The 13,834-nt window shown below is 59.8% G+C and carries 11 protein-coding genes; 10 read left to right on the plus strand and 1 reads right to left on the minus strand.

What is annotated here, in order from left to right; all coding sequences use genetic code 11:
• The first annotated feature begins 3 nt into the window (after positions 1–3).
• The 3 genes from C1725_RS02355 to C1725_RS02365 are packed head-to-tail and all read left to right on the plus strand — an operon-like array spanning position 4 to position 3,532.
• Positions 4–1,185 carry a Gfo/Idh/MocA family protein gene (locus tag C1725_RS02355; protein ID WP_102410083.1) on the plus strand — a complete coding sequence of 394 codons (1,182 nt, stop codon included), beginning with the start codon at positions 4–6 and terminating at the stop codon, positions 1,183–1,185.
• A 43-nt stretch (positions 1,186–1,228) separates the two neighbouring features.
• Positions 1,229–2,404, plus strand: a complete 1,176-nt coding sequence (locus tag C1725_RS02360; RefSeq protein ID WP_102410084.1) for a Gfo/Idh/MocA family protein — start codon at positions 1,229–1,231, stop codon at positions 2,402–2,404.
• Between the two features lie 36 nt (positions 2,405–2,440).
• Positions 2,441–3,532 carry a Gfo/Idh/MocA family protein gene (locus C1725_RS02365; protein WP_102410085.1) on the plus strand — a complete coding sequence of 364 codons (1,092 nt, stop codon included), beginning with the start codon at positions 2,441–2,443 and terminating at the stop codon, positions 3,530–3,532.
• Between the two features lie 53 nt (positions 3,533–3,585).
• Here C1725_RS02365 and C1725_RS02370 read toward each other — a convergent pair whose 3' ends face one another.
• Positions 3,586–3,822 carry a hypothetical protein gene (locus C1725_RS02370; RefSeq protein ID WP_102410086.1) on the minus strand — a complete coding sequence of 79 codons (237 nt, stop codon included), beginning with the start codon at positions 3,820–3,822 and terminating at the stop codon, positions 3,586–3,588.
• 192 nt (positions 3,823–4,014) lie between these two features.
• On the opposite strand from C1725_RS02370, the gene C1725_RS02375 reads away from it, so the two are divergent.
• The 7 genes from C1725_RS02375 to C1725_RS02405 all read left to right on the plus strand — a co-directional run bounded on the left by C1725_RS02375 (position 4,015) and on the right by C1725_RS02405 (position 13,731).
• Positions 4,015–5,388 (plus strand): MATE family efflux transporter, encoded by a 1,374-nt coding sequence (locus C1725_RS02375; RefSeq protein WP_102410087.1) that lies wholly within the window; start codon positions 4,015–4,017, stop codon positions 5,386–5,388.
• A gap of 271 nt (positions 5,389–5,659) precedes the next feature.
• Positions 5,660–6,568, plus strand: coding sequence for an ABC transporter permease subunit (locus tag C1725_RS02380; RefSeq protein WP_102410088.1), 909 nt, complete (start codon positions 5,660–5,662; stop codon positions 6,566–6,568).
• On the plus strand, positions 6,565–7,470 hold the full coding sequence (locus tag C1725_RS02385; RefSeq protein WP_102410089.1) for an ABC transporter permease subunit: 906 nt from the start codon (positions 6,565–6,567) through the stop codon (positions 7,468–7,470). Before C1725_RS02380 ends, C1725_RS02385 begins: the two co-directional genes overlap by 4 nt.
• A gap of 151 nt (positions 7,471–7,621) precedes the next feature.
• A complete protein-coding gene (locus C1725_RS02390; RefSeq protein WP_346026262.1) occupies positions 7,622–9,127 on the plus strand; it encodes an extracellular solute-binding protein in 1,506 nt (501 codons plus the stop codon).
• 60 nt (positions 9,128–9,187) lie between these two features.
• On the plus strand, positions 9,188–11,416 hold the full coding sequence (locus C1725_RS02395; RefSeq protein ID WP_102410091.1) for a helix-turn-helix domain-containing protein: 2,229 nt from the start codon (positions 9,188–9,190) through the stop codon (positions 11,414–11,416).
• Complete coding sequence (locus C1725_RS02400) at positions 11,403–12,698, plus strand: hypothetical protein (RefSeq protein ID WP_102410092.1); 1,296 nt, start codon at positions 11,403–11,405, stop codon at positions 12,696–12,698. Before C1725_RS02395 ends, C1725_RS02400 begins: the two co-directional genes overlap by 14 nt.
• A gap of 1 nt (position 12,699) precedes the next feature.
• A complete protein-coding gene (locus tag C1725_RS02405; RefSeq protein ID WP_102410093.1) occupies positions 12,700–13,731 on the plus strand; it encodes an Ldh family oxidoreductase in 1,032 nt (343 codons plus the stop codon).
• Positions 13,732–13,834: the final 103 nt, after the last annotated feature.

A 13,834-nucleotide genomic window follows, 5' to 3' on the forward strand; every position in this document is an offset into this window, starting at 1 on the left:
ACCATGGATAAGAAAATTCGAGTCGGCATCATCGGGATCGGAAACATGGGATCGGGCCACGCGCGCAGCTTTTTGAAGGGCCTGTGCCCCGAATTTGAACTGGTGGCCGTGGCGGACAGCAACCCCGCCCGGATCGAATGGGCGCGCAGGGAGCTTTCGGGCGATCTGACCTACTTTGAAGACGCGACCGCCATGCTGGACAGCGGCATGCTCGACGCCTGCCTGGTGGCGGTGCCGCACTACGATCACCCGCGCTACGCCATGGAGTGCATGAAGCGCGGCATTCACGTGATGGTGGAAAAGCCTGCGGGCGTCTACACGCGCCAGGTGCGCGAGATGAACGAGGAGGCGGACCGCCATCCCGATGTGGTGTTCGGCCTCATGTTCAACCAGCGCACGAACTGCGTTTACCGCAAGATGCGCGAGCTCATACAGTCCGGCCGCTACGGGCAGATTCGCCGCACCAACTGGATCATCACCGACTGGTACCGCCCCCAGGCCTATTACGATTCCGGTTCCTGGCGGGCGACCTGGGCGGGCGAGGGCGGCGGCGTGCTGCTCAACCAGTGCCCGCATCAGCTCGACCTGTGGCAGTGGATCTGCGGCATGCCGGTGAAGGTGCAGTCGCACCTGCGTTACGGCCAGTGGCACGATATCGAGGTGGAGGACGATGTGACCACCTACGTGGAGTACGAAAACGGCGCCACGGGCGTGTTCGTCACCACGACCGGAGACGCGCACGGCACCAACCGCTTTGAAATTCAGCTCGACCGGGCGAAGCTCGTCGTCGAAAACGACAAGCTGTCGCTTCTGGAGTTCGAGGTTTCCGAACCGGAATGGTCGAAGACCAACCGTCAGCCGTTTGCGACCATGCCCGCCGCCGAGGTCGAGGTCGAAACCGACGGGGAAAATCCGCAGCACGTGGGCGTCATCAACGCCTGGGGAGGCGCAATTCTGCGCGGCACGCCGCTCGTCGCGGACGGGCGCGAGGGCATCCGCGGCCTGACGCTTTCTAACGCCATGCACCTGTCCGCATTCCTCGGACGGGAGGTCCGCATTCCCTACGACGAGGATCTGTACTACGAGGAGCTCATGAAGCGCGTGGCCGCCTCCCGATACAGGAAGGACGGCGCGGAAAAGGCCGTATTCGCGGACGTAAGCGACACCTACGGCGGAAACAAGTAAGGGGCCAAGGCCCCTTGGGCTATAAAGATGGAGGGATGGCGAAATGCCTGAGGTCAGGGCCGCGGTGATCGGCGTGGGCAATATGGGCTTTGCCCATGCGTCCTGCCTTCACAGCGGCGGGGTGCAGGGGATGCGCCTTACGGCCGTGTGCGACGTGGAGCCCGCGCGCCTCGCGGCGTGCAGGGAGCGCTTTCCGGGCGTCAGGTGCTATGAGGACTACCGCGCGCTGCTCAGCGGCGGCGAGGCGGACGCGGTGATCGTGGCGGTACCGCATCCTCTTCACGCGCGCATCGCCGCGGACGCGCTGCGGGCGGGCTTTCATGCGCTGGTGGAGAAGCCTATCGACATCTCGCTCTCCCGGGCGCAGGACCTCTGCGCGGCGGCGCGGGAGAGCGGGCGGGTGTTCGCCGTCATGCTCAACCAGCGCACCAACCCGCTCTTTCAAAGGTGCCGGCAGATCGTGCGCGGCGGCGAGCTGGGCGAGCTCAAGCGCTCCGTGTGGATCATCACCAACTGGTATCGCACGCAGCACTACTACGATTCCGGATCCTGGCGGGCGACCTGGGCAGGTGAGGGCGGCGGCGTGCTGCTCAACCAGGCCCCGCACAACCTCGACCTGTGGCAGTGGATCTGCGGCATGCCCGTATCGGTTACCGCCTTTTGCGACACGGCGCGCTACCATCACATCGAGGTGGAGGACGAGGCGACGCTCTTCACGCGCTACGAAAACGGCGCGACGGGCCTGTTTGTGACCTCCACCGGCGAGTACCCGGGCACGAACCGGCTGGAGATTTCCGGCACGCTCGGTAAATTGGTGCTGGAGGGCGGCGCGCTCAAGTGGTGGAAGCTGCGCGAGCCGGAAGAACGGGTGCGCTTTACATCGCAGGAAAACTTTACGCAGATCGCCATGGACTTCGAGGAGATCCGTCCGACGGAAAAGGAAAGCGCACATGCGGGCATCCTTCAAAACTTCGCCGGGGCTATCCTTCGCGGGGAATCGCTGCTTTCCCCCGGAGAGGACGGCGTGCGGGAGCTGACGCTTTCCAACGCGGCTTACCTGTCGCAGTGGCTGGGGAACAGAAAGATCGACCTGCCCTTCGACACGGCGCTGTTCGACCGGATGCTCGCGGAAAAGGCGGCGGAGTCGGCCTACGTACCGGGCAGGAGCAGCGGGCAGCCGGACGGGCGTTACGGCAGCCGCTGGCAGGTAAACTGGTAAGCGCTTTCGCGCAAACACGGAAATGGAGGTGTCCGGATGGCGGAATCTGAGGCGGCCGCCCGCGTGCTGCGGGAAAAGCCGAAGCCTGTGGTAAAGCCGGGGGAGTTTGTCTTCTCTGTGGTGGGCCTGCAACACGGGCATATTTACGGCATGACGCGCGCCCTGCTCGAAGCGGGCGCGACGCTGGGGTATGTCTGGGACAGCGATCCGAACAACGTGGCTGCCTTCCAAAGGACGTTTTCGCAGGCGCGGGCCGCGCGCTGCGAGGAAGAAATCCTCGCGGACGCAAAGACGCAGCTGATCGCCTCCGCCGCCGTGACGAGCGAGCGCTGCGCGCTGGGCATCCGGGCGATGAGGGCCGGGAAGGATTTCTTTTCGGACAAAGCGCCCATGACGAAGCTCTCGCAGCTCGGCAAAGCGAGGGAGGCGGTTCGGGATACGGGCCGCAAGTACATGGTGTACTATTCCGAGCGCCTGCACTCGGAAGCCTCCGTGCTCGCGGGCTACCTGATTGAAGCGGGCGAGATCGGGCGCGTGCTGCACGTGGAGGGCTTCGGCCCCCACCGCCTGGGCACGGCCGGCCGGCCGGACTGGTTTTTTGAAAAAGAAAAGTACGGCGGCATCCTCTGCGACATCGGCAGCCACCAGATCGAGCAATACCTCTTCTACGCAGGCGAGGAGGACGCAGAGGTGGGAAGCAGCCGCATCGCCAACTACGCGCACCCTAAGCACCCGGAATTGGACGACTTCGGGGACTGCACGCTCACCGGCGCAAAGGGGACGACGAATTACTTCCGCGTGGACTGGTTCACGCCGGATGGACTCAGCACCTGGGGCGACGGGCGCACCTTCATCCTCGGTACGGAGGGGTACATTGAGATCCGCAAGTTCGTGGACATCGCCTCCGGCCGCGCGGGCGGCGACCAGATATACCTCGTGAACCGGCGCGGGGAGCAGCATATCGACGCGTCGGGGCTCACGGGCTATCCGTTCTTCGGCGAAATGATCCTGGACTGCCTGAACCGCACCGAGCGCGCCATGACCCAGGCGCACGCCTTTAAGGCCGCCGAGCTTTGCCTGCGCGCGCAGGCGAACGCCACGGCGATTGCCTGCGCAAAAGGGTTCTAAAGGAATCCGCCCCGCCGTTTTGGCAGGGCGGATTTGCGTTATGCCTTAAAAGATCAGTGCTTCTTGCGCTTGTCGGCGGCGAACTTGCCGCCGTGGGTGTATTCTTCCTCATTTTTTACGGGCTTTTGCCGGTGCACGGCGTACAGCTCCGCGTAGGACTCGGCCTCTTCCTCCGACAGCACGGCTGCGGGCGAAAGGCCGGTGCATTCGGTGGTGGAAGCAACCTTTTCCGTGTCGTAAAAGGGGTCGAGCTGCTCCGGGTTCTGCGGCGTTGACGGGGTTTCGTTCATGGTATCCTCCTCCTTTTCCGCCCTCAGTATGCCCGCACGGAAGGGTTGACAAGCGGGAAAATCCCGCCTATAATACGGGATACATCGGAGGATCAGTCTTGCATTCCCACGCGCTGATGCCGGATAAGATGACGGGAAACTGTCGGCTTGTCCGGTTTTTTGTCGTTTAAACGGAAGAATGGAGGAATTTTCATGAACCGCATTTCATTGACGGAAGGCAGCGTCCCCAGGTCGCTCGTGCGCTTCGCGGTGCCGTTCATGCTTGCGAGTCTGCTGCAGGTGCTCTACGGCGCGGTTGACCTTTTCGTGGTCGGACGCTTTGCGGATACGGCCGCCGTGTCCGCCGTCTCCACGGGCAGCCAGGTCATGAGCATGGTGACCAACATCGTGCTGGGCGTCACGACGGGTACGACGGTGCTGATGGGCCAGTACTTCGGCGCGCGGCGTGAGAAGGATCTTGCGTCGACGCTAGGCACCTCCGTCGTGCTCTTTGCGGCCCTCTCCGCCGTCACGACGGTGTTGATGCTCCTTCTGAACGGCGCGATCGTCGGCGCCATGCAGGTGCCCGCGGTCGCGGACGCGGGCGCGCGCGATTACGTGTTCATCTGCTCCGCGGGCGTCGTGTTCATCGTCGGCTATAACGTCGTGGCGGCGGTGCTTCGCGGACTGGGCGATTCCAGGACGCCGCTGTACTTCGTGGGCATCGCCTGTGCGGTAAACGTCGTCATGGACTTCGCGTTGGTGGCGGGGTGCCACATGGGCGCGGCGGGTGCGGCGGCGGCGACGGTGCTCGCACAGGGCATCAGCTTCGCGGCCTCGCTCGTCTACTTAAAGCGCCGCGGCGTGGGTTTCGCCTTTTCGATGCGCGACGTGCGCTTTTTGCCGGACAAGGCGGCCCGCACGCTGCGCCTGGGACTGCCCGCTGCGCTGCAAAACGGGCTGGTGAGCTTATCCTTCCTCATCATCACGATGATTATCAATCGAATGGGCGTGGTGGCCTCCGCGTCGGTGGGCGTGGTCGAAAAGCTCATCGGCCTTCTGATGCTGCCGCCTTCTGCGTTCAGCGCGGCGGTTTCCGCGATGACCGCGCAGAACGTCGGCGCGGGCAGGTATCCGCGCGCCAAGCGCTGCATGCGCTGGGGCATCGGTTTGTCGCTCGCGGCCGGCGCGGTCGCCTGCGTATGGGCACAGGCTGCGCCTCAGATGCTCGTTTCCCTCTTCACGGACAAGCAGGAGGTCGTCATCGTGGCTTCCGAGTATCTGCGCAGCTACGCGCTGGATTGCCTGCTGGTCGCGTTTGTCTTTTGTATGAACGGCTTTCTCAGCGGCTGTGGCTGCGCGGTGTTTTGCATGGCCCACAACCTGGCGGCGACGTTCGCGCTGCGCATCCCGCTTTCGTTTTTGTTCAGCCGGATGTCCGGGGACAGTCTGTATCCCATGGGGCTTGCCGCGCCGCTGGCCTCTTTAGGATCGATTTTGCTCTGCGCCCTGTACCTGCGTAGGCTGGACAGGAACCCGCCGGGTGGGGCGGGAGACGAGCAGCATACGGACGGCACGGGGGCTTGAAAGCGTCTCTTGAAATTTGCGCGGGCATGGAAATGCCCGCGTTTTTTATATGGTGCAGAGCCAGAGCGGTATGGAGAGATGCGGAATAGACGATATGTATACCTGAGGCTGCCAGCTGTCAGCAAAATGCACAGTGAAAGACGAAATGCACAGTGAAAGCGCAAGAAAAGATAGAGGGAAACGACAAAGTGGACGTAGAAAATTATAAGAATTGCACGATATAATAATTTTGAAATTTGGAGGACGCGAAGGCTGTAAGGAGGGATACCCTATGCTCAAGACACGTGCGCTGCGGGCAATTCGGCGCGACCGGTTGCTTTACCTGATGCTCATCCCTGGAATCCTCTTTTTTCTGCTCTTCAAGTATTGGCCGATGTACGGAATCAGCATCGCGTTCAAGGATTACAAGCTGGGCCGAGAGATTTGGGAAGCGCCTTGGGCGGGGCTGAAATACTTCCGTCAATTCTTTCAATCGCCGGATTGCTGGCGCATCCTCATGAACACGTTTATTATCAGCTTTGGAAAGTTGTTGGTTGGGTTCCCATCGCCCATCCTTTTCGCTATCCTGCTCAACGAGATGCGAAACAGGACGGCAAAACGCCTTGTGCAGACGGTCGTCTATCTTCCTCACTTTATTTCCTGGGTCGTCGTAGGCAATATCGTGCTGATGATGCTTGCACCGAAGACGGGATTGTTTTCTACGCTGATCGCCGCGCTGACGGGACATGAGGTAAACGTGCTGCTCGATCCAGACGCTTTTCGCTGGGTGTTGATTCTTTCGGATACGTGGAAGGAGCTAGGGTGGAGCGCCATCATCTATCTCGCGGCGCTCAGCGGCGTGGATATGAATCTGTACGAGGCGGCGGCGATTGACGGAGCGTCCCGCGCCCGCATGATGTGGCATATCACGCTGCCTGCGATCCGATCCACGATCATTATTATGCTGATCCTTCGCGTAGGAAAGATTCTGGATGCGGGCTTTGAACAGATCCTGATCATGAGCAACGCCCTGGTCAACGAAAAGTGCGAGATTATCGATACGTACGTCTACAAGGTCGGTCTGCAACAGGCGAAGTACAGCTTTTCCACTGCAGTAAACCTGTTCAAGTCGATTTGCGGGCTGACGATGGTGCTGGGGGTCAATGCAATTGCCAGGAGATGGGAGGAAAACATGCTATGAGCCAGATCAGCCTGACGCCAAGAAGCGGCAAAAAGCGGGGCGGCGGCTTGCTTTTTACCTGCGTCAACGCCGCGGTGATGACGCTACTCGTACTTATTACGCTCTATCCTTTTTATTACGTCATCGTGGGCTCCATCTCGGGAGATAACGTCGCCGCGCAGGAAATTTATTTTCTCTACCCCAAAGGGCTGGACTTTGGTGCTTACAGCATGGTGTTTTCCACCTCGAGCATTCTGCGCGCTTACAAAAACACGCTCTTCATTACCGTGGTGGGAACGCTTTTATCGCTCCTGCTGACGACACTCACAGCTTACCCGCTTTCTAAGAATCGCCTGCACGGTAGGCGGTTGCTGACGATGGTCTTTTATTTCACGATGCTGTTCAGCGGCGGTCTCGTTCCGACCTACCTCGTCATCCGCGATCTTCGGATGATCGACACCCTCTGGGCGCTTATCCTGCCCAAAGCGATCTCGGTTTACAATATGCTGCTGCTCATCAACTTTTTTAAGTCCATTCCAGATGGGTTGGAAGAATCGGCGACCATCGACGGGGCAAACGATCTGACCACGCTGCTGCGCATCGTACTGCCGCTGTCCATGCCGATCTTCGCGACGCTCACGCTCTTTTACGCGGTGGCTTATTGGAATTCCTGGTTTGACGCGGTGATGTACATCAACCGTTCGCGCAATTTCCCCTTGCAGCTCGTGCTGCGGGAAATCGTGCAGTCTGTGGACCTTTCTTACGTCGCGGGCGGCGGCGCGGACTATTCCATGTCGGACACGACGATTCAATCCGTCAGGCTCGCCACCATCGTCGTTGCGATTCTGCCCATCATGGCGATTTATCCTTTTTTGCAAAAATACTTTGTAAAGGGCGTCATGATCGGGGCGATCAAGGGGTAGATGAAGCGCTGTGCGGGGTAGACGGCCGTGCATGCTGTCAGTTTCCCGGGAAGGAGGAGCACGTCTTTGCACAGAACTCTTCATAAGTTATGTATGAATGTTGCAATTACACAAGAACAAGGGACCGACGGAGGGCAAAGGAGGATTTGAGATGAAGAAAATAGGTCTGTTGCTGCTTGCGGCGGTGCTGCTGCTTATGCCGGTGCTCATGGCGGCCGAGGTCAACCTGGAGGACGACGAAAGCGTTCATTATTCATTTACCGTCATGCAGGGAAAACAGTTTGACGTGCCCGAAGAAAACGCGACGCTATCTTTCCTAGGAGAAAAATTCAACGCGAATTTTGAATTTATGCTGGTCTCACGCGGCGCGAACGACTACCAAAACAAGCTGAACCTGCTCATCGCGTCGGACGATTTGCCGGATCTGGTGCAGGTCAACGACTACTCGATTTTGACGACGATGGTGGAAATGGGCCTGCTGCTCCCGCTCGACGATCTCGTGGAGAAGTACGGCCAGGAGATGAAGGCGATCCGTCCGCAGGAATGCTGGGATCCCTTTATCTTCAACGGGAAGCTTTATTCTCTGCCGAACCAGTACCGAACGGACGGCATCATCCCCGTCATCCGTGAGGATTGGCTCAAAAAGCTGAGTCTCGCCATCCCAACGACGATTGAGGAATACGAAGAGGCGATCCGGGCTTTTACAGAGGACGACCCCGACGGCAACGGCAAGAAGGATACGTACGGCATCAGCGGCCCGAACGCGCCGATCACGTCGACCTTTCTGCCCGCCTACCTGTACTACGGCGTGCTGCCGGATCAGTGGATCTTGCAGGACGGAAAGCTGACGTTTGGCTCCATTCAGCCGGAGATGCTCGACGCGCTCAAATTGATCAACAAATGGTTCCGCGCGGGCTACATCGATCCGCAGTTCCCGCTGTACAACCGGGAAAAGTTCGAGGAAATGCTAGGTCAAGGCAAGTTCGGCAGCTACGGCAGCACGGAGGTGCAGCGTCTGGATCCGGCCTTCGACATCGGCCTAGCGGCCCTGCGCGAAGCGGAACCCGAATCGCACTTCATCGCTTATGAACCGATTGTGGGCAAGGACGGTGTAAAGCGCCTTTGGACGAACGACTACCGTTCGATCGGCTACACGATGGCGATCAGCGCTAAGTGCGAGAACCCCGTGCGCCTGATGAAGCTGCTCAACTATGCCGCGTCGGAAGAGGGGTATCTGCGCATCCGGTACGGCGAGGAGGGCGTGCACTACACCGTGGACGAGAGTGGGACGTTCCACTTCACCCCGGAGTGGGAAGACATCAACAAGCGGACACAGGAAGGCCTGAGCATCCAGTATTCCAACCTGTTCCGGCGCGAATGGTTCGACCGCTGCGCCAGTCAGGAGGTGTGGGACGGCGTGCGGATGTTCGAGACCTACGGCGAACCCATTTCTCCCATCTTCGTGACGACGGACGCGGACATCGAGTACAACACGATCCTCACAACCCTGCGCGACGAGGCATTTACCAAGATGATCTGCGCGGCAGACGAGACGGCGCTGGACAAGATGTTTGACGACTTCTGCGCGAGCTGGCTTGCGAATGGCGGCGAAGAGGTAATTCGTCAGAAGAACGAGGCGTATCAGGAATCGCTGTAAGGGAAGGCAGGGCGGAGGGCTTCCTCCGCCTCCTCCCGGCGGCGCTTGGAGGGATGAAGCATGCGTTCCAGTTCCAGGCATGGCCTATTTTTTCGCTATCTCGTCATGTTTTTGCTCGTGCTGACCGTTCCGGCAGGCGTCATGGGTGCGAGCATCTGGGGCAGCATGCGCGCCGCGCTATGGAGGGAGATCGAGTCCTCGATGCAGGCGGCGTCGCAGCAGGTCGTGTCTGTGATGGAACAATACATGGTGGGCATGGACGCACTGGCCTCCATGCTGGTGACCGATACGGACGTGCGGACGATGACGGCCATGATGGGCAGCGAGCGCGCGTCGATTGAAAAGACGGAGGGCGTGCGCAAGATGAACGCATATAAGACGCCGAACGTCTTTATCGAGCGCATCATGGTCGCCAACGACGGGCACATCCTCTCGAGCGACGGCCTGCTTCTTCGGCAGGAGGAAGATGCCGTCGCGCGAATCCTGGCGGAGATCGGGGACGAACAGTTTGCCTACAGGCCGGAGCTCATGCGGGATAAAATTTATTATGCGAGGCGCCTTTCCATCCTGCGGGACAACGGACAATACCTGCTATGTGAAATTCCGCGCTCGATTTTCGTGCGTCTCGCGGGCGTGCTGCCTCATTCGCTGGACGTGCAGATGCTTCTGGTAGAGGCGGATGAGAACGTCGTATTCAGCAGCGCAAAGGAGGATGCGCTCGTGCCGTTTCTTGCGCAGGCGGCAGACGGACAGTGGCAGCGCATGACCCGCGAGGGGAAGATATTTCTGGTTTACGCCACCCGCATGGAACGGATGAACCTGCGCGCGCTCTTTGTGCTGCCGGAGGAGGCGGTTGGCGCGCCGCTTCAGGAGACGCTGCGCATTCTGGCCGTCTATTTGCTGCTGGCCGTTCTGCTAGGCATCGGGCTGTCGCTGTTTTTTTCCTACCGTAACTACAAGCCGCTGCAGCCGCTTCTTCAGGATATCGGCGAGTACGCGGCGGACGGTGCTCGCCGTCGCGGCGGCCTATCCGCTATCAGCGACGCGTACGACCGTGCGAAACGCGACAACCTGCGCCTGATGGAACGCATGCAGCGAGAGCAGGTGTACACGGCGCGCCACTTTATGCTCAACGTGCTCCGCGGACGCTATGCGAAGGACGCGGATCTGGCGCAGGCGGCGCAGCAGTTCAGCATATCGTTTCGGGGTTCGCGCTTTTGCGTCATCGTAGTGCTCGTCCACCGTTTGGGGACGATGTCTTGGGACAGCACGGACGACGAAGCGGTTCAGGAGATCATCGGGTGCGCCTTTATGGACAGAAGCCAGCTTTCCACGCTGCTGGTGGAGCCGGGGTGTACGGCCGCAGTGCTCAACTATAGCCCGGGGCAGTTGACGGAGGACGAGGTTGTCCGAGCCGCGGAAGACATCGTCGGCAGCATCCGCCAACGATACGGCGCCGGTGTCACGGTGGGCGTGAGCGAGGAGCAGGACGGGCTCAGCGGGCTGCACAGAGCCTACATTCAGGCCGAAAACGCCTGTGAATACAGGCTGATCCGCGGAAATAACCAGGTAATCCTCTCACGGGAGGTCGTGGGACTGATCGATGATGTAAGCCTTCGCTACGTGCAGGCGTTCCGCAACCAGGCGGAGATACAGCGTCACCTCGAAAGCGGAAATTACAACGCGATCGAGCTGCAGATCAACCGCCTGTTCGGGGAGATTGCGGGCAGCAGCCTCAGCGTCAGCCTCGCGAGGTGCCTCTACTATGAAATCATCAACATGGTCCTTCGCACCCTGCCCTATGGGTTCATCAAGACGATCGACGTCAGCCGACTGCTCGGCGTCGATACGATGGAGGAGCTGCGCATGGGCGCGCTGGAAATATACAGGCGCGCATGCCAGGAAAGACAGATTCAGAAGGAACGGAAGGGGCCGGTGGAAAACGCGCTGGAATACGTCCGCGCGCGTTACGCTCAGCCGGATCTGTCGTTGGAGGCGGTGGCCTCCGAGCTTGGCATATCCCGCAGCTATTTGAGCCGGCTGTTTTCCGAACGCATGAGCATGACGCTGTGCGAGTATATCGGGCGTTTGCGCGTCGAGGCGGCCTGCGCCCTCATGACCGAGACGAGTTTGCCTGTCGCGCAGATTGCACAGCAGGTTGGATACCAAGATCTGCATACGTTTTTACGCAATTTCAAGAAGTACATGGGCATGACGCCGACACAGTACAGAGAACGGAGGGCGGACGCACAGCAGCGCCCGCAGGAGGAAAAGCATGATTATTCGTGAAATCGCAGCGAGCCTTTACCCCTGGGATTTGCATGACGAACCGGTAGACCAAATTGTAGACAAGCTGGTGGAGTGCAGCGGCGTAAACAGCATCTACCTGGTGGGCGTCATGCACTATGAAAAACGGCCGCTTACGAGCCTGTTTTATACGCAAAACCCCGACCGGAAGTGGTACGCGCCGGAAGACAGCCGCGTGTACTACCGCGTCGACCCGTCCGCCTTTGCACGCACAAAGCTCAAGCCCCAGGCGTCGCAGCGTGCTTTTCTCAAGGACACGGACTGGCTGGACGTGCTGATTGAATGTGCGCGCAGGCGAGGACTGAAGGCGGGCGTGGAAGTATCGCACACGTTCTACGACACGCAAAAGGCCATGACGGAATGCCCGGATGTGCTGCAAAAGGATATACATGGTGCTCCCATCGCCCAGCATTTTTGCTGCAATAACGCAGATGTGCGTGAGTACATGCGCACGCTCTTCGCGCAAACCGTGAAGGAACACGACGTGGATTTTATTCAGACTTGCATGATGCTATTCCATCAGGGCGAACCGGTAAAGACACCCTGGTTTTTACCGCACGAAGCAGACCCCAAGCTCAGCGCGCTGCTCGGCGTTGTAACGGGCGGCTGTTTTTGCGAGCACTGCCGCGCGAAGGCTATTTCCATGGGCTACGATTGGGATGCGATGGTGGACTCGCTTAGAAAGCTGGAGCGTATCGTGACGGCGACGCCTTATCACAACAACGACCAGTGCCTGCAGCTGCAGCTTTTGATGGACAGTAACCTGACGGAGGCAGGGCTGCTCATGGAATTTCCGGCACTTTCGCAGTTCCTCGAGTTCCGCATGCGCAGCATTACCTCCCTCTTTCGGGACATTTACGAGGCGATCAAGCTGGTGAAACCGAACGTAGACTTCCGTTACAACAACTATCTGCGCTATCCGGAGCTCGCGGGCCTGAGCTACCTGCATGTGGCGCCATACCTGGACTCCGTACGCGACAGCGATTACACAGAACAGCGTACGGTCACGGATGGCTTTCAATACAAGCGCAATACGCTGTGCAAGATTCGCAGGGGCATCGGCTGCGAAAAACCGCTGCTCGCGGCGTTCGCCGTGCGCCCCAACGCAACGCCCCAGATTATTCGGGAGAGCATCGGGCAGTTGGCCCAGTTGGGCATAGACGGCTTCTCGCTGGGGCATTACGATGGCTCGACCCGGCCGCTGCTGCGCGCGGTGCGCGAGGCGATGGAAGAGTACGACATTACGTTGAAGGCGGGGGAGTGACATGGCTCAGGTAAAGCTTTGTGCTTTGCAGAACTGGATAGAAGGTTGCCTGCGGGCACTCGGCATGACGGAGGAAAACGTTGGGTGCGTATCGGATACGGTGATGCGCGCCACGTTGCGGGACGTAGGGCATCACGATATCTACGACTTCCCGGGTCATCTGCAGGCGATGCTGGACGGTGACGTTGTGATCAACCCGAGCTTTCGCCAACTCGCTGCCTGTGGCGCGCTCGAAAGCTGGGACGGCGGAAACGGGCTTGGCGAATTGGTCTGTTCTTTCGCGATGGAGCGCGCGATGGATGCGGCGCGAATCCATGGCATCGGGCTATGTGCCGTGCGCGGCAGCAATCACTATCTGGCTGCCGCGCCGTACGTACAGCGGGCGAGTGAGCAGGGCTTTATTGCGCTGCTGCTGTGCAAGGGTGCGCCGACAATGGGCGCACCCAACCGAACGGAGAAGGTCATCGGAACGCTTCCGATGGGTTATGCGTTCCCGACGGATCGCGGCTATCCGGTGCTCTTCGACGCCTGCATGGCCTACGCGTCGTTCGGGGCGCTCAAAGAGAAGATGGATCGGGGGGAGCCGGTCCCTGCGTACTGGGGCTTCGACAGCGAGGGAAAGCCTACGACGGATCCAGAGGCACTGGCGAAGGGCACCCGCTTGCCGATCGGAAGCCATAAGGGCTTTGGCCTGGCTGTGCTTGGAGAGGCGCTGACGGCCATTTTATCGGAAGGTTGCGTTGTAGACGAGCCGGACCAGCTGCACGGCCAGAAGAGCCCGACCTCGCATACGGCGATCGCCATCAAGGCGGATGCGCTGATGGACCTTACTCGATTTGAAACCCGGGCGGGCGAGCTGCTTACACGCATGCAGGCGCGTGCGCCAGGCCTGCACGTGCCCGGCGAGGGGGCGCATGCGAAGAAGAGACGTCTTATGGAGATGGAAACAATCGAGCTGGACGGCGCGCTTTTGGAAAAACTGGATGCGCTCAGCGCACGTATCCCTACGGCAAGCCTTGAACGGGATGGATGATTCAAATGATAAGGCGGACAGGCGGCCATACCTGTCCGCCCTCTGGGTTGACAAATCCTCCGGAGCGTGCTAAACTTCATACATAGAAATATGATTTCATTAA

This window comes from Beduinella massiliensis, assembly GCF_900199405.1.
GTDB lineage: Bacteria > Bacillota > Clostridia > Christensenellales > Aristaeellaceae > Beduinella > Beduinella massiliensis.

Coding starts and splice junctions, on each gene's coding strand:
- C1725_RS02355 (WP_102410083.1), top strand. CDS start 4: ATGGATAAGAAAATTCGAGTCGGCATCATCGGGATCGGAAACATGGGA.
- C1725_RS02360 (WP_102410084.1), top strand. CDS start 1,229: ATGCCTGAGGTCAGGGCCGCGGTGATCGGCGTGGGCAATATGGGCTTT.
- C1725_RS02365 (WP_102410085.1), top strand. CDS start 2,441: ATGGCGGAATCTGAGGCGGCCGCCCGCGTGCTGCGGGAAAAGCCGAAG.
- C1725_RS02370 (WP_102410086.1), bottom strand. CDS start 3,822: ATGAACGAAACCCCGTCAACGCCGCAGAACCCGGAGCAGCTCGACCCC.
- C1725_RS02375 (WP_102410087.1), top strand. CDS start 4,015: ATGAACCGCATTTCATTGACGGAAGGCAGCGTCCCCAGGTCGCTCGTG.
- C1725_RS02380 (WP_102410088.1), top strand. CDS start 5,660: ATGCTCAAGACACGTGCGCTGCGGGCAATTCGGCGCGACCGGTTGCTT.
- C1725_RS02385 (WP_102410089.1), top strand. CDS start 6,565: ATGAGCCAGATCAGCCTGACGCCAAGAAGCGGCAAAAAGCGGGGCGGC.
- C1725_RS02390 (WP_346026262.1), top strand. CDS start 7,622: ATGAAGAAAATAGGTCTGTTGCTGCTTGCGGCGGTGCTGCTGCTTATG.
- C1725_RS02395 (WP_102410091.1), top strand. CDS start 9,188: ATGCGTTCCAGTTCCAGGCATGGCCTATTTTTTCGCTATCTCGTCATG.
- C1725_RS02400 (WP_102410092.1), top strand. CDS start 11,403: ATGATTATTCGTGAAATCGCAGCGAGCCTTTACCCCTGGGATTTGCAT.
- C1725_RS02405 (WP_102410093.1), top strand. CDS start 12,700: ATGGCTCAGGTAAAGCTTTGTGCTTTGCAGAACTGGATAGAAGGTTGC.